The 18,919-nt window shown below is 60.4% G+C and carries 16 protein-coding genes and 5 tRNA genes; 4 read left to right on the top strand and 17 right to left on the bottom strand.

All coding sequences use genetic code 11. The features are described from left to right. Positions 1-111 precede the first annotated feature (111 nt). From rplI to rpsF, 4 genes are all read right to left on the bottom strand, one after another. A complete protein-coding gene (gene rplI, locus DXB53_RS07970; RefSeq protein WP_022094073.1) occupies positions 112-651 on the bottom strand; it encodes a 50S ribosomal protein L9 in 540 nt (179 codons plus the stop codon). Between the two features lie 15 nt (positions 652-666). Next, a complete protein-coding gene (rpsR, locus tag DXB53_RS07965) occupies positions 667-933 on the bottom strand; it encodes a 30S ribosomal protein S18 (protein ID WP_006235829.1) in 267 nt (88 codons plus the stop codon). A gap of 72 nt (positions 934-1,005) precedes the next feature. Then, positions 1,006-1,458 (bottom strand): single-stranded DNA-binding protein, encoded by a 453-nt coding sequence (locus DXB53_RS07960; protein WP_006235830.1) that lies wholly within the window; start codon positions 1,456-1,458, stop codon positions 1,006-1,008. Positions 1,459-1,506: 48 nt separating this feature from the next. Beyond that, entirely contained in the window at positions 1,507-1,800 is a 294-nt protein-coding gene (rpsF, locus tag DXB53_RS07955) for a 30S ribosomal protein S6 (protein ID WP_006235831.1), read from the bottom strand. Positions 1,801-2,305: 505 nt separating this feature from the next. Between rpsF and DXB53_RS07950 the strand changes: the two genes are divergently transcribed. From DXB53_RS07950 to DXB53_RS07935, 4 genes are all read left to right on the top strand, one after another. Beyond that, positions 2,306-2,396: transfer RNA gene (locus DXB53_RS07950), tRNA-Ser, on the top strand. 48 nt (positions 2,397-2,444) lie between these two features. Beyond that, positions 2,445-2,535 (top strand) — tRNA-Ser (locus DXB53_RS07945). Between the two features lie 428 nt (positions 2,536-2,963). Further along, positions 2,964-3,653 (top strand): trimeric intracellular cation channel family protein, encoded by a 690-nt coding sequence (locus tag DXB53_RS07940; RefSeq protein ID WP_233503846.1) that lies wholly within the window; start codon positions 2,964-2,966, stop codon positions 3,651-3,653. Positions 3,654-3,759: 106 nt separating this feature from the next. Then, entirely contained in the window at positions 3,760-4,905 is a 1,146-nt protein-coding gene (locus DXB53_RS07935; protein WP_117564022.1) for a polymer-forming cytoskeletal protein, read from the top strand. Between the two features lie 129 nt (positions 4,906-5,034). Here the strand turns inward: DXB53_RS07935 and typA are convergent, their stop codons facing one another. From typA to DXB53_RS07870, 13 genes are all read right to left on the bottom strand, one after another. Next, positions 5,035-6,873: a translational GTPase TypA gene (typA, locus tag DXB53_RS07930; protein WP_117584035.1), complete on the bottom strand. Its 1,839-nt coding sequence runs from the start codon at positions 6,871-6,873 to the stop codon at positions 5,035-5,037. Between the two features lie 117 nt (positions 6,874-6,990). Further along, a complete protein-coding gene (locus DXB53_RS07925) occupies positions 6,991-7,440 on the bottom strand; it encodes a hypothetical protein (protein WP_089572580.1) in 450 nt (149 codons plus the stop codon). Between the two features lie 30 nt (positions 7,441-7,470). After that, a complete protein-coding gene (locus DXB53_RS07920; RefSeq protein ID WP_117584034.1) occupies positions 7,471-7,860 on the bottom strand; it encodes a hypothetical protein in 390 nt (129 codons plus the stop codon). Continuing rightward, positions 7,861-8,361 carry a bifunctional nuclease family protein gene (locus tag DXB53_RS07915; RefSeq protein WP_099432413.1) on the bottom strand — a complete coding sequence of 167 codons (501 nt, stop codon included), beginning with the start codon at positions 8,359-8,361 and terminating at the stop codon, positions 7,861-7,863. A 184-nt stretch (positions 8,362-8,545) separates the two neighbouring features. After that, positions 8,546-8,622, bottom strand: a tRNA-Ile gene (locus DXB53_RS07910). A gap of 4 nt (positions 8,623-8,626) precedes the next feature. Next, positions 8,627-8,702 (bottom strand) — tRNA-Ala (locus tag DXB53_RS07905). Between the two features lie 67 nt (positions 8,703-8,769). Beyond that, a tRNA-Ile gene (locus DXB53_RS07900) sits at positions 8,770-8,846 on the bottom strand. Between the two features lie 298 nt (positions 8,847-9,144). Then, a complete protein-coding gene (gene gyrA / locus DXB53_RS07895) occupies positions 9,145-11,853 on the bottom strand; it encodes a DNA gyrase subunit A (protein ID WP_117584054.1) in 2,709 nt (902 codons plus the stop codon). Between the two features lie 186 nt (positions 11,854-12,039). After that, positions 12,040-14,070, bottom strand: coding sequence for a DNA topoisomerase (ATP-hydrolyzing) subunit B (gyrB, locus tag DXB53_RS07890; protein ID WP_117584033.1), 2,031 nt, complete (start codon positions 14,068-14,070; stop codon positions 12,040-12,042). 105 nt (positions 14,071-14,175) lie between these two features. Next, entirely contained in the window at positions 14,176-14,739 is a 564-nt protein-coding gene (locus DXB53_RS07885; protein WP_117584032.1) for a DciA family protein, read from the bottom strand. Then, positions 14,726-15,832 (bottom strand): DNA replication/repair protein RecF, encoded by a 1,107-nt coding sequence (locus DXB53_RS07880; RefSeq protein WP_117584031.1) that lies wholly within the window; start codon positions 15,830-15,832, stop codon positions 14,726-14,728. The genes DXB53_RS07885 and DXB53_RS07880 overlap by 14 nt, the downstream gene beginning before the upstream one ends. A gap of 9 nt (positions 15,833-15,841) precedes the next feature. After that, the gene (dnaN, locus tag DXB53_RS07875) at positions 15,842-16,945 is read right to left on the bottom strand and encodes a DNA polymerase III subunit beta (RefSeq protein WP_117584030.1); all 1,104 of its coding nucleotides are present in this window, start codon (positions 16,943-16,945) and stop codon (positions 15,842-15,844) included. Between the two features lie 238 nt (positions 16,946-17,183). Continuing rightward, positions 17,184-18,908 (bottom strand): DnaA ATPase domain-containing protein, encoded by a 1,725-nt coding sequence (locus DXB53_RS07870; protein ID WP_117584029.1) that lies wholly within the window; start codon positions 18,906-18,908, stop codon positions 17,184-17,186. Positions 18,909-18,919 lie beyond the last annotated feature (11 nt).

Below are 18,919 nucleotides of genomic sequence, written 5' to 3'. Positions count from 1 at the left end.
GGACTTCGACGCAACGTTCACCATGACACTCACTCAGCGCAAAAAACAAAAGGGCGCCCTGGTTTCCCAGAGCGCCCTTCTTAGAACAAGATTGTTGCGTTGCAGCAAATGCTACTCGGCAGCAGCCTCAGTCTCGACCTCGGCGGTCTCGGCCTCGGCGACCTCAGCGGCCTCCTCGACCTCAGCCTCGGCAGCGAGCTCCTCGGCGGTAACGCCGACGAGAACGACAACCTCGGCCTTGATCTCGCGGTACAGCGAGATGGCAACGGTGTGGGCACCGGCAACCTTGATGGGCTTACCGAGCTCGACGCGCTTGCGGTCGATGTCCATACCGAGCTGAGCCTTGATGGCGTCAGCGATCATAGCGGCGGTAACGGAGCCAAAGAGGATGCCCTCGTCGCCGACCTTGACGTCAACGGTGACCGTCTTGCCCTCGAAGGCAGCCTTGGTCTCGTTGGCGGTAGCCAGACGGACGGCCTCGCGCTTGGCGATGTTGTTGCGACGCTCGTCAAGCTGCTTGAGGTTGCCCTTGGTGGCGGCAACAGCGAGCTTCTTGGGGAACAGGAAGTTCTCAGCGTAACCCTGAGCGACCTCTACGACGTCACCCTCGCCGCCCTTGCCCTTGATCTCATCGAGAAGAATAACCTTCATGATGCGTCTCCCTTCTTAGCCGCGGTCGCGGTTGCCACGAGAGGAAACCACGGGGACGGTGTACGGCAGGAGAGCCATCTCGCGGGCGCGCTTGATGGCGTTGGCGATGTCATGCTGATGCTGCGTGCAAGCGCCAGTGACGCGACGGGGCTTAATCTTGCCACGGTCGGTCATGTACTTACGGAGAAGCTGAGTGTCCTTATAGTCGATGAACTCAGTGTTCTCCTTGCAGAACTGGCAGTACTTACGACGCGGCTGACGTGCAGAAAAATCATTAGCCATGTCAAAATACCTTTCGTTTGGCAACTTCGGCGAACCGAAGCCGCCTCTCACTCAAAAATAGGTGAACAACCCTTAGAACGGGATGTCCTCATCGTAGACGTCGACCGCGGGCGGCGTAGCCACCGGTGCGGCAGGACGTGCTGCGGGCGCGGGAGCTGCGGGGGCGTAACCGCCCTGGTCGTAGCCACCCTGGCCACCACGGGAGCTCATAAACTCGATCTCATCGACGATGACCTCAAGCTTGCTCCGGCGCTGGCCGTCGCGCTCCCAAGAGCTGTAGCGCAGCTTGCCCTCGATCGCGACCTTGTTTCCCTTTGCCAGGAAACGGCTCACGGCCTCGGCGCGGGTGCCGAACATGGTGCAGTCGACAAAGTTGGGATAGTCCTCCCACTCGCCAGTCTGCGCGTTGCGGCGACGATCGTTCACGGCGACGCCAAAGGACAGAACCTGGGTTCCGCCGGCGGTGGCGCGCAGCTCGGGATCGCGGGTGAGGTTACCGGTGATGTTCACTCGATTGATGCTCATAACTCACTACTTCCTCTTGGGGCACAAGCCCAGTCCAAAACGACAGTCTTACTCCTGGTCGTCGCGACGGACGATCATGTGGCGGACCACAGCGTCGGTGATGCGCAGGACGCGATCAAGCTCGGCGATCTGGGTAGGATCTGCGTGGAAGTTGATGAGGGTGTAGTCACCATCGGTGAGGTCGTTGATCTCGTAGGCGAGCTTGCGCTTGCCCCACTCGTCAACGGAGTCGACCTTGCCAGCGCCCTCAGCGATCGTGGTATCGATACGCTTCATAACAGCGAGACGAGTCTCGGGGTCGAGCGACGGGTCAACAAAGAACAGCAGTTCATAAGCCTTCATATTGTCACCTCCTCTGGGCAAATGTGGCTTCAGGTCGTGAAGGTGCGCCTGAAGCAGGAAAAGACTTGGTAATAATATCTTTCAACCTCCTAGGCTGCAAGAATATGCAGCTACAACCTCATGACCTCCACATATGTCCATGCTCACACGGCACTTCATGCGCATTCCAACCAAATGCTGACCAAATGCTTGACGGATCTGTGTTCAAGATACGGTGCCGTGGGGACAAGTTGAGTCAAGCCGCAGGTCAGCGGGCACAAGGCTGTGGTCGCAAAATGCATACCAGTGGCCCACAGCACCACCCAAAGATTTTTAAATTCATTGCCAAGTCGCTTATGAATACCCTTTTTTGAACAATTGAGTTGATCAACCACGCTGGTCGGAAGCCGTTTTTTGGGACCTCAAGCCCCACTGCAGCGCCAAGCACGGCCAAGCGTTTTAAAAAATGCCAACTTTTCTGTTTGCACTTTGCGATTCCTCGTGTATACTGACTTTCGCATTTAACGGAGAGTTGTCCGAGTGGCCGAAGGAGCACGATTGGAAATCGTGTAGGCGTCAAAAGCGTCTCCAGGGTTCAAATCCCTGACTCTCCGCCAGTTAATTCCAAAGCAGGCCTTCGAGCCTGCTTTGTTTTTACCCCACGCGGAGGGGTGGCAGAGTGGTTGAATGCGGCGGTCTCGAAAACCGTTTGGCCTGTATAAGGTCACGAGGGTTCGAATCCCTCCTCCTCCGCCATTTTGGTTGAGAAAGCTCCCGAAAACGGGGGCTTTTTTGTTTAGAGTCCCTTACAAGCAAATACGGCGGAGGAGGAGGGATTCGAACCCGTCAGGACGCGGAGCGTAAAGAAAACGCGCCAGTGGCGCGTTTTTAGCGCAGCGCGGTCGGCGCAAGCCGACCGAATAAATTTTGAGCTCCGCTCAAAATTTGGACATCCCTCCTATTCAGCCACGTCCCCCATTGCTTTCGATTTCACCTTGAATCTCAAACATGTACATCACCCTCCAAAAACGACATTTTTCGGCATCTTTGGAGGCTGATGTACATGTTTGGTACCCATGACCGTTCCCAGTCCCTACCGTTTGCCGAGCAATAGGGTCTCAATCGCCGCCAACCATGTACTATGTACGGGCATTGTTCAAACCCGAGAATCAAAGGACCTCATCTTGCCCGTCGTCGCCGCTATGACTGTTACTTCACACGCCTCAGATGCCATGGTCGCTATCCCATTTTGGCTCGAGATGTTCGCCGTTGTCGCGGCATCGATCTCGGGCGTGCTGGTCGCTCGCGAGCACAAGCTCGACCTGATGGGCGCGGTCGCGCTCGCGGTGGTCTGCGGTCTGGGCGGCGGTCTTTTGCGCGATATGACGCTCCAGGTCGGCAACGTCTACATCCTCAACCAGCCCATGGCACTACCGCTCTCCATCGCCACAGCCGCCATCATCTATATCTTCCCGGCAATCGTCGATAAGCCCGAAAAACTCATTCCCCTGCTCGACATCATCTCGGTCGGCATCTATGCAGCAACCGGCGCGGACAAGGCGTTGGTGTACGGATTTGCGCCCGCCGTATGTATCATGATGGGCTTCTTTACCGCCGTGGGCGGCGGCATGCTGCGCGACGGCTTTATGGGCGTGGTCCCGGGCATTTTCCAACGCACCAACTTCTATGCCATCGCGGCCATCGCCGGATCGGCAAGCTATGTAGCCCTCGTCATGAGCGGCCTCATGAGCAATGTTGCCGCGCTGGTCGTATGCGTTGTGGTGACCATGGGGCTGCGTTGGCTATCACTGCGCTTTGACATTAAAAGCCCTACCGAGGAAGACATCGCGCGCTTTTTGCACCGTAAAAAGTAGGTAGCACAGCACAACCCCTCGAAATGCAACCGAGAGATTCTTTTAGAGCGCCCGCGCGTTGGGTACCCTGTTAGATACCTGTCGAGTATCTAACGAAGGATTCACTATGCCTTGCAACCAAGTACCGTCGATCCGGCGCCACAAAGCGCAGGCCCGCATCACCATCCTATTCGCGCTGATTGCGCTCGCGCTCACCGCACTTCCCACGGTGTCGTTCGCCGGCACCGACACCGCGGGAAACGTGCTCGCAACCGAAGTTGACTCAACTCCGTCCGGTATCGAAGGCGACCTGTACTGGGCCGGCCAAAGTCTCAACCTAGACGACGCCTCCATCGGCCGCGATATTATCGCGGCGGGTGAGAACCTGTCGATTCGCGATTGCACCGTAGGCGGCGCCGTTCGTCTGGCGGCACGCACCATCGATATCGCCAAAACCGCAATCGATGGCAGCGTCACGGTGGCCGGCCAGCACGTCGTGCTCAACACCGGCAGCACCGCCAACTGTTTTTACGCGGCAGGCGAAACGGTCGCCCTGCGCGGCTCCGCCAAATCGGCGGCGCTTGCCGGCGACACCGTAACCATCGACGGCACCGTCGATGGCGATGTTGAGGTCTGGGCCGACAAGCTCATCCTGGGTAAAAACGCCCGCATCACCGGCACGGTGAACGCCCACGTCTCACAGGACCCCGAGCGGGCCGAGGGCGCCCAGGTCGGAGCTCTCAAGATCGACCGGACCGAGAACGAGAACACCTCTACGGCCAACGACATTATCGGCGGCATCGTTGCCGCGGCGCTTTCCACCTGCTTTGTCGCCATCCTGCTTGAGCTTGTCTTTCCACGCGCAACCGCCAGCGCTGCCGGCATGCTCCATCAGCGACCCATGCCGCTGTGGGTAAGTGGTCTTCTGGGCACGGTCGCCGTCGCTCCCGCCGTGCTGCTGCTCATCATCTCGATTGCAGGCCTGTCGCTCGCCGCCGCCCTCATGTGCGGCGTCATCGGCATCGCTTTGGTCTCGGCGGCATTTACGGGCACCGCGGTCGCGCGCATGGTCGGACACAACCAAAACCGCTACGCCATGGCCGCCGTGGGCGGTATCGTCGCGGGCGCACTCACGGCACTTCCTCTTATGGGCAACTTTGTCAGCGGTGTAGCCTTCGTCTTCACGCTCGGCTACGCCATCCAGATCATCTGGCGCAACGCCCACCTCAAGCCGCAGCAGCCGGCTAACACGCCAGGACTCCCCACCGCCTAGCCGCCAACCACCACAAAAGGGCCAGGCACCTTTGTGGTGGCGCAAAGCAACCTGATCCCATTGCACCAAAAAGGGCGCCGACCATTGCGGTCGACGCCCTTTCTTATTGGCAGTTATAAGCCCCAGCGCTTATTTGTTGACCTGGCCGGCGCGGACGGCTGCCTTCTTACGGTCGGTGGCGTTGAGCAGACGCTTGCGCAGGCGGATGTTCTTGGGAGTAATCTCCACCAGCTCGTCGTCGGCGATGTACTCCAGCGCCTCCTCCAGAGAGAAGGTGCGAGGCGGCACCAGCTGCACGGAGATGTCGGAGGTCGAGGAACGCTGGTTACCCAGGTTCTTGGTGCGGGCGATGTTGACGACCATGTCGCCGGCCTTGCTGCGCTCGCCCACGATCATGCCCTCGTAGCACTCGGTACCCGGCTCAACAAACAGCTGACCGCGCTCCTGCAGCGTACCCAGGGCGTAGGCAACGGCCTTCTCGGTGGTCATGGAGATCATGGCGCCGTTCTGGCGGTTGCCGATCTCGCCGGCGTAGGGGCCATACTCCAGGAAGGTGTGGTAGAACACGCCCTCGCCGTGGGTGACGTTCATGATGCGGTTCTTAAGGCCCATGATGCCACGCGTCGGGATCTTAAACTCAAGGTGCGTCACGATGCCCGAGGTATCCATGCTCGTCATGATACCACCGGAGGTGCCGAAGACCTCAACGACCTTGCCCGAGTACTCGTCCGGGCACTCGACGACGGCCTGCTCGACAGGCTCCATCTTGTTGCCGTTCTCGTCCTTCTTAAACAGAACGCGCGGACGACCGACCTGGAACTCAAAGCCCTCGCGGCGCATGGACTCCATCAGAACGGACAGGTGCAGAATGCCGCGGCCCGAGACCTCGACGCCGCTCTTGTCCTCGAGCTCCTCGATCTTCATGGTCACGTTGTTCTCGGCCTCGTTGAACAGGCGCTCCTTGAGCTGACGGGCGCCAACGATATCGCCGTCGCGGCCGACGAGCGGGGAGGTCGAAGCCTCAAAGACGATGGACAGGGTCGGCGGGTCGATCTCGATGGGCTCGAGCTCGACGGGATTCTCGGGGTCGGTGTAGACATCGCCGATATCGGTGCGGTCGATGCCCACAACGGCGGCAATGTCGCCGGCGCCGACTTCCTGGCACTCGGTACGGCCCAGGTAGTCGAAGGTAAAGAGTTGCTTGACGGTAGCGGTGGCGCTGGAGCCGTCGTTCTTGACGACCAAGATCTGGTCGCCCTGGTGGATGGTGCCGGAGTACACGCGGCCGATGCCGATACGGCCGACGAAGTTGGAGTGATCGATGGTCACGCACTGCATGGCCAGCGGAGCGGTCTCGTCAACCTCGGGTGCGGGCATGTCGTCGATGATCATGTCGAGCAGCGGGTACATGTCCATGTTGCCGTCCTCGGGATCATGACGGGCAAAGCCGTTGACGCCGCTGGCGTAGATGACATGCTCCATGGCAAACTCAAGCTGGTCGTCGGTAGCGCCCAGGTCGGCCATAAGGTCCAGGCAGTCGTTGTAGGCCTTCTCGGGGTTGGCACCCGGACGGTCGATCTTGTTGATGACGATCATGATCTTAAGGCCGGTATCGATAGCGTGACGCAGCACGAAGCGGGTCTGGGGCATGGGACCCTCAAAAGCGTCGACCAGCAACAGGGCGCCGTCGGCCATACGCAGCACGCGCTCGACCTCGCCGCCGAAGTCGGCGTGGCCCGGGGTGTCGATGACGTTGATCTTAACGTCCTTGTACTCGATAGAGATGTTCTTGGCGAGAATCGTAATGCCGCGCTCGCGCTCCTGGTCGTTAGAGTCCAGGACGCGGTCCTCGACCTGCTGGTTGGCACGGAAGGCGTCCGTGGCACGCAGGAGCTTGTCGACCATCGTCGTCTTGCCGTGGTCGACGTGGGCGATGATGGCGATGTTCCTCAGATTGTCTACGCGCATGTAGTTCCCCTATCTTCTATCCATATACAAACGGCACGCGTATGCGACCCGCCCAGCGATACAACGCTCAGCGGGAATATTGAGCCTTTTACCGAAAACTCGTTTATTTTAGCGATTTTAGATAAGAGGGGTTTCCTCACCTGCAGGTTCAGGGTCGCTCCACATAAAACCATCGCCGGCACCCATGCCCTCATACAGCACGTATGCCGAAAAACCGCTCTCGAGCGTGGTTTCGAAGAAGCTCACGAGCAGAGCATCGTGATAGCCGCCGTCAATCTCGACGCAGCCGGTGTAGCCGATGGCATAGCGGGCGATACGGCCCAGGCCCTCGTCCTTAAGACCCATCTTGTGCTCGGAGATAAAGTTGGTGGCAGCCTCCAGGCATGCCTCCTCGCCATCTTCGTCGAGTGCGGCCAGATAACGGTTGGAAGCGGCGTCCTCGATCGCCACAACCACGCCCGGGTTCTCGCCCGCGGCCAGGTCGTCCAAGAAGGCGCCAATCAGATCGCACACCATGGCGTCGAGCTCGGCGGAGACGTTACCGGCATCCTGCATATCCTGTGCCATCTTTAGACCTTCCCATCGAATCCGGCGTCGTTACAGTTCTTGTGCCTCAGCAGCGATCTTGGCGGCAGCGTCGCGGGCGTGCATCATATCCACCGCACGCTTGTCGAGCACCTTGATCTGACTGGTCAGCATTACCGCGTCGACCACGCCCCAGATCACCAGGCCCGTAGAGATCGAAAACCCAAGCGCACCAACTGTACCACGAAGGCGCGAGCAGATTGCCGCGACAAGGGCGGAGATGACAACCATCTTGATAAACGAGCCGCGGCGCTCGCGAAGCGTACGGGCCTGTGTCACATAGGCGAGGCGGGCCGCCTCGGATGCTTCCGAGCGCATCTGGGCTTCACGCGCGATGGCGGCCGCCTCAGCCGACATGCCGCCGGCCATCAGCGAACGCTCCGCAACCTGGACGCCCCGCATTTAGAAGTCATCGGGGGAGAGTGTATGGACGAACTCGTCGAACTTCTCGAACTCCTGCTCGTCGTCGACTTCCTCGGCGTGGGTAGAAACAGTGCCCAGGCGATTCATGATGTCGTCCTCCACAAACATGGGAGCATTGCTGCGCACGGCAAGGGCAATGGCATCACTGGGACGGGCGTCGATCTTGCGCTCCTCGCCATCGGCCAGTACGACGATCGTCGCGTAGAACACCGGCGGCTCGGCGCGAACGATCTCGATGCGCTCGAGCTTGGCGCCCAGGGCGTCGACGGTGTCGAGCAGCAGGTCATGGGTAATCGGGCGCTCGGCGCGGCCGCTATCGATGCCGCGGCTGATGGCAGCAGCTTCAAACGAACCAGTCTGAATGGAAAGGGAACGCAGCGGCGCGGGCGAGTCCGATTTGCTGCTGCGCTCACGAAGTACGATAAGCGATGGCACGGGACCGGCGGCCATGACGATGGTCTCTATGTCGACACGAACCATGGAACACCTCCGGTACGTAGCGGTTAACACGCGGCAGCCCGCCGCATTGAATAGCTATACTACCCAAACTTTCGCACAGCACACAAAATCAAAGTAGTTAATTTGGGGCGGGGCTTTTTTGACTACTTTCAGTAGGTAAGAAAAAAGCCCCGAGGCAACGCCCCAGGGCTCTTCACAGTTTTGATGGTGGACCTGACAAGATTCGAACTTGTGACCTCCCGGTTATCAGCCGGACGCTCTAACCAACTGAGCTACAGGTCCATCATGGTGGAGGTTAGGGGGATCGAACCCCTGACCTCAGGCTTGCAAAGCCCGCGCTCTCCCAGCTGAGCTAAACCCCCACGGAGACAGTAATAAACACCCCAGCGGCGACTCGGCTCTCGCTGGGGTGTTTATTGCGAAAGAAAGTGGTGGACCTGACAAGATTCGAACTTGTGACCTCCCGGTTATCAGCCGGACGCTCTAACCAACTGAGCTACAGGTCCATCGCGCAAGGGATATATTAGACGAGTCGTTACGCGCGCGTCAACAACTTTTTTGAAAATCTTTGAGGGGGGTGGTCGCCGGGCTGACGAGATGGTTTTGGTTTGCTGCTCGGACAGTCCTGCGCAAGACGAAGGCCACATTAAGTGGCCTTCTTTGCGTGCGGAACTCGCGACAAACCAAAACCATCTCGTCAGCCCGGCGACCATGGGGTCCCAAGGTTTTCAAAAAAGCGGTCGGCGCGCAGGTGCGCCGACCGCCGATATATGGGGTCTGATATTTTCTACCAGCTAGGGCCTCTTACTCGTCTAGGAGATCCTCTGGCATGTCGTTGCCGTCGCCTAGGTCGACTGGGGCCTCTTCGACGTCGATTGCGGCCTCGGCGCCTTCGCCTTCGGGCTTCTCCTTGGCGGCTGTCATGCGGGCTACGGCGCAGATGCGGTCGTTGTCGTCGACGGTCATCATCTTGACGCCCTGGGTAGCGCGGCCAGTCTGGCTAATCTCATCGGTCTTGACGCGAATGACCGTCGCGCCCTCCGTCACGATGAACAACTCGTGCTGCGGGCCCACCGTCTTCATGGCCGCGAGGTTGCCCTTACGCTCGGTCATTTGGATGGTGTAGACGCCCTGGCCGCCGCGATTCTGCTCCGGGTAGTCCGCGACCGGCGTGCGCTTGCCGTAGCCGCGCTCGGTGATGACGAATAGATCGCCGTTGCCGTTAGTGACTTCCATGCCCAGAACGCTCACGCCGTCCTTCATACCGATACCGCGAACGCCGCTAGTATCGCGGCCGGTGGCGCGCACCTGCTCCTCGGAGAACATGATCGCCTTGCCCGCGGTGGTGGCCAGGATAATCTTGTCGCCCTCGCGCACGCGGCGCACGTTCAGCAGGGCGTCGTCGTCACGCAGGTTGATAGCGATCAGGCCGTCGCGGCGGCTGCGGTCATATGCGCTCATTACGGTCTTCTTGACCATGCCGCTCTTGGTGGCAAACATCAGGTACTCGTCGGCAGGGAACTCGCGGCAGCTGATGACGCTCGCGATCTTCTCGCCCTCCTCGAAGGGCAGCAGGTTGACGATTGCGGTACCGCGCGCCTGGCGCGTACCCACCGGCAGCTCGTGCACCTTCAGGCGATAGACCTTACCCTTGCTCGAGAAGAACAGCACGTACTCGTGCGTGGACGCGATGAACATCTCGTCGATGACGTCGTCCTCTTTGAGGTTGACGCCCGACACGCCCTTGCCGCCGCGCTTCTGGGCGCGGTAGGCGGCCACCGGGATGCGCTTGACATAGCCGGTGTGGGTGATGGTCACGACCATGTCCTCATCGGCAATGAGGTCCTCGACGTCCAGGTCCTTCTCGACATGGCTGATCTCGGTGCGGCGCTTATCGCCGAACTTCTTGGAGATCTCGCGCATCTCTTCCTTAATGACGCCCAGGATCTTCTCCTCGTGCGCCAGCAGGTCCTCGTAGTAGGCGATGGCGCGGCGCAAGCCGTCCAGCTCTTCCTGAATCTTGTCGCGCTCCAGGCCGGTCAGGCGGCGCAGCTTCATCTCGAGGATGGCCGTGGTCTGCTCGGGCGTAAAGCCAAAGCGCTCGATCAGGCGGCTGCTGGCCTCGGAATCAGTCTGCGAGGAGCGGATGATGCTGATGACCTCGTCGATATGGTCAAGGGCCATCAGGTAGCCCTCAAGGATATGCGCGCGGGCCTGGGCCTTCTTAAGGTCGAAGCGGGTGCGGCGGGTGACGACGTCGACCTGGTGGTCGATGTAGTGCTGCAGCATCTCGCGCAGGCTCAGGCATTTGGGAACGCCGTTGACAAGCGCCAGGTTGTTGGCGCCAAAGGTCGTCTGCAGCGAGGTGTACTTGTACAGGTTGTTGAGCACGACTTGCGGAATGACGCCCTTCTTGAGCTCGATGACCAGACGGATACCCTTCTGGTTGGACTCATCGCGCATATCCGAGATGCCCTCGATGCGCTTATCGTTGACGAGCTGGGCGATCTTCTCCTGCAGGGTGCCCTTGTTGACCATGTAGGGAATCTCGGTAAAGACCAAGCGGCTGCGACCGGTCTTGGTGGACTCCACGTGCGCCTTGGCACGCACGGTAATGGAGCCGCGGCCGGTCTCGTAGCTCTGCTTAATGCCGGCGCTGCCCATGATGATGGCGCCGGTGGGGAAGTCCGGACCGGGCATGATCTGCATGAGCTCGTCGACGGTGGCCTCGGGGTTGTCGATCAGGTAGCAGGTGGCCTCGATCGCCTCGGTGAGGTTATGCGGGGCGATGTTGGTGGCCATGCCGACGGCGATGCCCTGGCTGCCGTTGACCAGCAGGTTGGGGAAGCGCGCGGGCAGCGCCTGGGGCTCGGCGAGCGACTCATCGTAGTTGGGCTGCCAGTCGACGGTATCCTTCTGCAGGTCGCGCAGCAGCTCCATGGCGGGCTTTGCCAGGCGGCTCTCGGTGTAACGCATGGCGGCGGCGCCGTCGCCATCGATGTTGCCAAAGTTGCCGTGACCGTCGATGAGCGGCGTGCGCATGGAGAACCACTGCGCCAGGCGGACCATGGCCTCGTAGACCGCGAAGTCACTGTGCGGATGGTACTTACCGATAACTTCGCCGACCGTCCAAGCGGACTTCTTGTGCGGACGGTTGGGGTAGATGCCGCTCTCGTTCATGGCGTACAGGATGCGACGGTGCACCGGCTTTAAGCCATCGCGCACGTCCGGCAGGGCGCGCGCCGTGATGACCGACATCGAGTACTCGATGAACGACTGCTTCATCTCGCGGCCGAACTCCGAAATCTGGAGCTGACCGCCGTTGATATCCTCGCCGGCCGAGGCGCCACGGTCGACTTCGCCAAAGCTCTCCTCGAGCTCGGCGTCGTCGTCCTCTTCCTCATCATCGGCATCGGGGTTATAGGCGTCCGGATCGCCGTCCTCGCCCTGCTCAGCACGGGCAAGCAGGCGCTTCAGATCATCGGGCATGCCGGCGTCGCCGGCCTCGTCCATACCCTCGTTATTGTTGATATCGTCTGCCACGTTACCTCCTCATGGTTTGCGTGGTCCATTAATCATCCTGCCACGGAGACGGCTTTTCCAGGTGCCGCAGATTCGCTCGAAAGAGGAGGGAAGCGTACTTGGGTACGCGACCGACGATTGAGGGCGAAGGTGCGGTGGCTGGGAAAGCCGAACAGGTTAGGCGTCTAAGAATCGTGCATCATGTGCGTGCTTCTCGATATATTCGCGGCGATAGCCGACCTCGGAACCCATCAGCTCGCGCACGGCGCGGTCCGCCACCACGGCGTCCTCGATCGACACACGCTGCAGAATGCGGGTCTTGGGGTCCATCGTCGTCGAGGCAAGCTGCTTGGGGTCCATCTCGCCCAGGCCCTTGTAGCGCTGGACGGTGTAGCCCTTGCGCTTCTTGGTGATCTTGCCGTCCTTGGCCTTGCCGTCCTCGTCGTTGTCGTCGGGGTTCAGGCCCAGACTCTGGATGGTGTCGCGCAGGATCTCGTCTTCGGGCTGGCGGCCGTTGGGATACACGTAGTGGATCTTGTTGCGCACCTTAATGCCAAAGATGGGCGGGCACGCGACGTACACGTAGCCGGCGTCAATCAGCGGGCGCATGTACTTGTAGAAGAACGTCAGCAGCAGAATGCGGATATGCGCACCGTCGACATCTGCATCGGTCATGATGATGATCTTGTGGTAGCGGGCCTTGGTGATATCAAAGTCGCCGCCGTCGCCGGCGCTCGTCGTGACGCCGCAGCCGATCGCGGTGATGAGGGACTGGATGGTGTCGCTCGAGAACGCACGATGATCGCCCACGCGCTCGACGTTCAAAATCTTGCCGCGCAGGGGCAGAATCGCCTGGATGTCTCGGCGACGGCCGTCCTTGGCCGAACCGCCTGCCGAGTCGCCCTCTACGATGAAGAGCTCGGTCAGCTCGGCATCGCGCACCGAGCAGTCAGCGAGCTTACCGGGCAGGGACGCCGTCTCGAGCAGGCTCTTGCGGCGGGTCGCCTCGCGCGCCTTGCGGGCGGCGTTGCGCGCCTTGCAGGCCTGTTGCGCCTTCTTGACGATCTCGCGGGCGGGCTTGGGATGCTCCTCCAAGTAATCGGCGAGGCCGTCGGTCACGATCTTGAGCGTCAGCGCGCGCATATAGGAGCTACCGAGCTTGGCCTTGGTCTGGCCCTCAAACTGCGGATCGGGCAGCTTGACCGAGATAACGGCCGAAAGGCCCTCGCGCACATCGTCGCCGGTCAGGTTGGCGTCTTTTTCCTTGAGCAGGTTCTGTTTGCGCGCGTAGTCGTTGATCACGCGGGTGAGCGCGGTGCGGAAGCCCTCAAGGTGCATGCCGCCCTCGGGAGTGTAGATGTCGTTGGCAAACGACATGACGTTCTCGCCGTAGCCGCTATTCCACTGCAGGGAAACCTCGACCTCGCCCATCTTGGCCACAGGCGCGTCCGGGTCCGATTTGCCCTCGATGTAGATGGGCTCCTTAAAGGCCTCAGGGACGTCCTTGCCCTCGTTGAGGAACTTGACGAAGTCGATGATGCCGCCCTCGTAGCAAAACTCCTCCACGTGGGGAGTCTCCTCGCGCTCGTCGGTCAGCACGATTTTGAGGTTCTTATTGAGGAACGCCGTCTCCTGCAGACGGTTGTGCAGCGTATCGAAATCGTAGATGCAGGTCTCGAAGATCTCGTCGTCGGGCCAGAAGGTGACGGTGGTACCCGTCGAATCCGAGGTGCCCACGACCTCCATCTTCTTGACGGTCTTGCCGCGCGAGAACTCCATCTCGTAGGTGTTGCCATCGCGACGAACCTGAACGACCACGCGCTTGGACAGTGCGTTGACGACGGAGATGCCTACGCCGTGCAGGCCGCCCGAGACCTTATAGGCCGAGTTATCGAACTTACCGCCGGCGTGCAAGATCGTCATAACGACCTCGAGCGTCGGGATCTTTTTAACAGGGTGCTCGTCGACGGGGATGCCGCGCCCGTTGTCGACGACCGTGATGGAGTTGTCGGCGTGGACCGTCACCTGGATCTCGGTGCAGAAACCGGCCATGGCCTCGTCGACGGAGTTGTCAACGATCTCCCACACCAGGTGATGCAGACCGCTGGCGCTCGTCGAGCCGATATACATGCCCGGGCGCTTACGAACGGCCTCGAGACCTTCGAGAATCTTAATCTCGCCGCCATCGTAATCGTTTTCGTTTGCCACACGTCCTCCTTCAGTCAAGAAAATGTGTACAGCCTTACTAGTTTATCGTAAAAAAATACCCTCGGGACCGAGGGTATTTGGCTCTACAAGGCCACCAGATGCGATTTAAGGCTCTTTTTTGCTTTGCACGCCCTTGGCCCACTCGGCACTGGCTCTCATGGCATTCTCGAGGGCCTCGCGCAGTTTTTGGTCTTCGATGGGCGCCACCTGGCGCTCGATCTCGGTGCACTCGGCCTCACTTAGGTCGGCGTGCGGGGCCGGCGGGCGCTCGGTCGTCGCCGGGCGCAGGCGCTCCTTGGCGGCGGGCGGCGTGTGACCGGGCGCGGTGGTTTTGAACACCAGGCCGTCCACATGCGCACCGGCGCGCTCCATGCGCGCGCGGATGATCTCGCGCAACAGCGTCATTTCCTGCGTCCACGAGGGCGAGTCGAGATACACCAGCAGCTCATTGGACTCGGGCAGGTAGCGCAGTCCCGTCACATGCCGCCCCTCGCGCGTGCCCGAGCACACCGCGTTCCAGGCGCGATAGACCGTGCGCGACTCCTCGGCGGCCTCCATCTGCGCACGGCGCTTAGGCGTTGCAGCCGCCAGGATGCGCTGGCGCTCTGCGTTCAAAAACCCGCTGAAGGCGACTGTCTCGCTCTCGCGCTCGTAATTAGCACGTCTCACCCATGCTCACCACCTTGGCTCGATCAAGCAGGTCATCGGTAAAGTACCCCAGGTTGGTCGTAGTTATGACCGTCTGGATATCATCGCCAATCAGCCGCAGGAAAGCGCCGCGACGCTCGCCGTCGAGCTCGCTCATCACGTCGTCCAAAAGCAGCAGTGGGGCGGTGCCCAGGACATCGCGAGCCACGGCAACCTCGGCCACCTTCCAGGACAGCACCAGCGTGCGCTGCTGTCCTTGGCTGGCAAATGAACGGGCGGAGCGACCCGCCACGGTAAACTCAATCTCGTCGCGATGCGGTCCCACCAACGTCACGCCGCGGCGAATTTCCTCGTCGGCATGCTCGTCAAGGGCGGCCAGCATGCGCTCGTACGCCCAACCCTTCAGCTCTTCGCGATCCTCGACCTGGGGCAAAGCCCCCAGCGTGGACGCATAGGTCACGTTGGCGGCCTCACCTGACGCTACTTGCCCGTAGGCAGTGTGCACATGGCCCGCCAGCCGGTCGAGCAGAGCCAACCGGTGCACGAGCAGGGCCGAGCCCGCGCGGGCAATCGAATCGTTCCACGCGCCGAGCATCTCGCGGCAGCACCAGGTCTCCTTGAGCAAGGCGTTACGCTGGGTCACGCAGCGCCCATAGGTGCTCGCAAGATCGGCATAGCGTGCGCTCAGTTGCATGCCAAAGTCATCGAGGGCGGCGCGGCGCACACTGGCGCCACGCTTAACCATGTCCAGATGGTCGGGGCAAAACAGCACGCTCGGAAGAACCCCGCGCACACCGGCGGCAGAGCATCTCTTGCCGTTGCGGCTAAACGAGCGCTTACCGTCCTCCGCGCTCAATCCCATATCAAGCACGCGGCCGTCGCCCTCGAGCCTCAGCTCGATCTTGCACGAGCCCACGCCGTCATGGACGAGCTCGGCTGCGGTCGGATGCCTAAACGAGGCGCCGCTCGTCAGCAGCTGCAGCGCCTCTATGAGATTGGTCTTTCCCGCCGCGTTGGGTCCCGCAAGTATCGTCACGCCCTCGTCCAGGGCAAGGTGATAGCTATCGAAGCTGCGGTAGTGCGCGACGGAAAGATCGCGGGCGAACATGGTCATGGCGCAGCGCTAGATGCGGACCGGCATGACCAGGTACAGGTAGTTGATCTTGTCGTAGGACTTAAAGATGCCCGCCTGCGAGTAGCTCTTGAGCTCCAGCGTGATCTCCTTCTCCTTGGACAGGGCATTGAGGCAGCCGAAGATGTAGTGGTAGTTGAAGGCGATGGTACCCGACTCGCCCTCGGCCTCGACATCGATCGTCTCCTGCGCAAGGTCCTGGTCATTGGAAATGGAGGACAGGCCCATCTGCCCGTTCTCGACATCGATCTCGAACTTGACGGCGGGGTTGGCGCTCGCGATGACGGCCACGCGCTTGAGGGCGGCGTTAAAGGCGGCGACGTCGATCTTGACGCTCGTCACGCACGAATCGGGGATGAGCTGCTTGTAGTTGGGGTACACGCCCTCGATGCGACGCGACACGTAGGTGGTGTTGCCGGCCTCGAAGACGACCTGGGTGTCGGTAGCGCCGATCATGATGGTCGCTTGGCTGGCCATGATGTTCAGCGCGTCGTTAAAGGCGTCAGCCGGAACGTTGAGCTCAAAGGAGCCCTCGAGGGTCGAGGTCTCGACCTGCGTATCGCACACGGCCAAGCGGAAGGAATCGGTCGCCACCAGGCGTACGGTGTTGTTCTCGACCTTCATGTGCACGCCGCCCAGGATGGGGCGAGCCTTGTCGGTCGAGGTGACGCGCCACACGCGGCCGACCATTTCGGACAAGACATCGGTCGGCAGCTCCACGGCACTCTCGATGGCATAGGCCGGAAACTCGGGGAAGTCATTGGCATCGAGCGTGTTCAGCCTAAAAGAGCTCTTCTCGCAACCAATCAGCACCTGGCGCTCGGACAGCTCAAAGGTGACCGGGGCATCGGGGAGGGTCTTGGTGATATTGGAGAGCACCTTACAGGGGATAACCATCTCGCCCTCTTCTTCGACATGCGCCGCGATGCGATGACGGATCGAGATAGTGTAGTTAGAGGTCTGGAATTCCAAGATGCCGTCTTGGGCCTTAACGAGCACGCCCGACAGGATGGGAAGGGTGGATGCCGAAGCGACACCCTTCATAACGACGCCGATGGCTTGTGTAAGCGAGCTCTGGCTGACGGTGAACTTCATCTTTTAATACCTTTCTATAGATATAAATATCTTAATAATAGTAATAGCACTGACGAAACTGTTGATTACTCCCAAAGACGCAGGTCAGACCAAGAAAGAGAATCGACAGCAACCTGTGTGCAACAGGGGTGGTTTTCCACGTTCAAAACCTGCGCAAAACTTTTCATCACCGCGGGTTGGGTTTTAGACACCTTATGCCCGTGGTTTCGACAAGTTTTCAACAGGTGTCTCTATTTCCCTACGAGCGCAGTGTAATTTTATCGCGCAGCGACTTGAGGTCTTCGGTGACGGTGCGGTCTTCCTGGATCATCTTCTGGACCTTTTTGTAACTCGTGCTGACGGTCGAGTGGTTGCGGTTGCCAAATTCGGCGCCCACCGCCGTGGTCGTCATCTCGCACATCTCGATGGCCAGGTAGATAGCGATATGGCGTGCTTTGGCGATATTGGCGTTGCGACGCGGGCCGATGAGCTCCTCGTGCGTCACGCCGTACTGCTCTTCGATGACGGACTGAACCGTCTGGACGTTGATCTTTTTGGCCGATGTGTCAAAGTACTGGCTGGCGATGGCGTCGATATCGTCAAAGGTGAGCTCCCCGCCCTCGCGCTCGCGGTCGCCCGCCTCGCCGGCGCAGCGCTCGCAAAAGCTCTCGAGTTCGCGGATGTTGGTGCCCGAGACCTCGGCCATGTGTTTAAAGTGCTCGTCGGTTAGGTGCCCGCCGTCGCCCCCATAGGCCGCCAGCAGCGAGTCGTCGCCTGCCTCGGGAGCGGCGACGATGGTGTTCTCGTAATAGCGCTGCAAGATCTTGTATTTCATTTCGTAGCTGGGCTCTGCGACCAGGCAGAGCATGCCGGCGTTGAAGCGGCTGGTTAGACGCTCGTCCATGCTCAGGTCCTTGGGGGCGCGGTCTGCCGCGATGACGACCTTCTTGTTGTTGCGGATGAACTCGTCCATGAGCTGGAAAAAGTAGTCCACGCTCGCGCGCTTGCCGATGATGTTTTGGATGTCGTCGATGATGAGCACGTCCACGCCGTGGTACGCCTGCATGATGGGGGCGTTGCTCTTCTTTTGGCGGTCGAACTCGGTCATCAGGTCGTCCAGATATGCCTGGGAGTTGGCATACTTGACCTTGATCTCGGGCAACTTTTCGGCGAGCTCGTTTTTGATGGCAAGCAGCAGGTGCGTCTTGCCCAGGCCCGATTTGCCGTAGATGAACAGTGATGTGCACGTGCCCCGCTCGTCCGCGAGGGCGGCAAACTTGAGTGCCGAGCGATAGGCATGGCTGTTCTCGGGGCCGTAGACAAAGTTCTCAAAGGTAAATTTTGAGTTCGCGGCGAGCGGGGCTCCATCCGTATTCTGTTCGGCCGGCGCGGTCGGTGCTGGCATGGGTGAAGCGGGGGTCGCAGCTTGCGTGGATTTAGTTGGCGCTCCGCCCTTCATCTGGTTCATCATGCGGCGAAAATCATCGGCCGAGAGCGTGTTCTTGATTGCAATGCCCGAATCCGCGCCCGTCGTTGCGTCGTGAGCGATGGGCATGTGCGTGACGGGTGCGTTCGTTGACGTCGCCGCCGCGGTCGGCAACGGTGCCATGGTTTCACGGGAAACATCGCTGTGCTGGTGCTCGATTGTCGGCACGTCGCCTGCGGAGGCCGGCACCGCCGGGGAAGCTGCGGGAGCCGTGGCAGGCGCCGTCGCGGCAGCGGATTCCGTCGCGGCGCCTTGCGGTGCCACGATGTCGAGCGCGATCGGTGCAAAGGCGATTTCTTCCAGATAGGCCTCAATGGTCGGCTGATGCTTTTTGAGCTGCGCGATGGCAAAGCGCGAGGGGGCCTCGATCGTGAGCGTATCTTCGGTCAGGCTTATGGCGCGCGATTGCCCCAGCATGTTGATGAGGCGTGCATCTCGGCCGTCGCGCTGGCAAAAGGCGATGGCATCCCCCAGGATGATGCTTGCTTCCTCGTCCACTGTCTCTCCCG

It is taken from the genome of Collinsella sp. OM04-5 (genome assembly GCF_003439125.1).
GTDB lineage: Bacteria > Actinomycetota > Coriobacteriia > Coriobacteriales > Coriobacteriaceae > Collinsella.
Note: the sequence above shows the minus strand (reverse complement) of the source record. Positions and strands in the feature narration are given on the sequence as shown.

Coding starts and splice junctions, on each gene's coding strand:
- DXB53_RS07960 (WP_006235830.1), bottom strand. CDS start 1,458: ATGAGCATCAATCGAGTGAACATCACCGGTAACCTCACCCGCGATCCC.
- DXB53_RS07915 (WP_099432413.1), bottom strand. CDS start 8,361: ATGGTTCGTGTCGACATAGAGACCATCGTCATGGCCGCCGGTCCCGTG.
- DXB53_RS07925 (WP_089572580.1), bottom strand. CDS start 7,440: ATGGCACAGGATATGCAGGATGCCGGTAACGTCTCCGCCGAGCTCGAC.
- dnaN (WP_117584030.1), bottom strand. CDS start 16,945: ATGAAGTTCACCGTCAGCCAGAGCTCGCTTACACAAGCCATCGGCGTC.
- DXB53_RS07920 (WP_117584034.1), bottom strand. CDS start 7,860: ATGCGGGGCGTCCAGGTTGCGGAGCGTTCGCTGATGGCCGGCGGCATG.
- rpsR (WP_006235829.1), bottom strand. CDS start 933: ATGGCTAATGATTTTTCTGCACGTCAGCCGCGTCGTAAGTACTGCCAG.
- rplI (WP_022094073.1), bottom strand. CDS start 651: ATGAAGGTTATTCTTCTCGATGAGATCAAGGGCAAGGGCGGCGAGGGT.
- rpsF (WP_006235831.1), bottom strand. CDS start 1,800: ATGAAGGCTTATGAACTGCTGTTCTTTGTTGACCCGTCGCTCGACCCC.
- DXB53_RS07935 (WP_117564022.1), top strand. CDS start 3,760: ATGCCTTGCAACCAAGTACCGTCGATCCGGCGCCACAAAGCGCAGGCC.
- typA (WP_117584035.1), bottom strand. CDS start 6,873: ATGCGCGTAGACAATCTGAGGAACATCGCCATCATCGCCCACGTCGAC.
- gyrA (WP_117584054.1), bottom strand. CDS start 11,853: ATGGACGAGGCCGGCGACGCCGGCATGCCCGATGATCTGAAGCGCCTG.
- DXB53_RS07880 (WP_117584031.1), bottom strand. CDS start 15,832: ATGACCATGTTCGCCCGCGATCTTTCCGTCGCGCACTACCGCAGCTTC.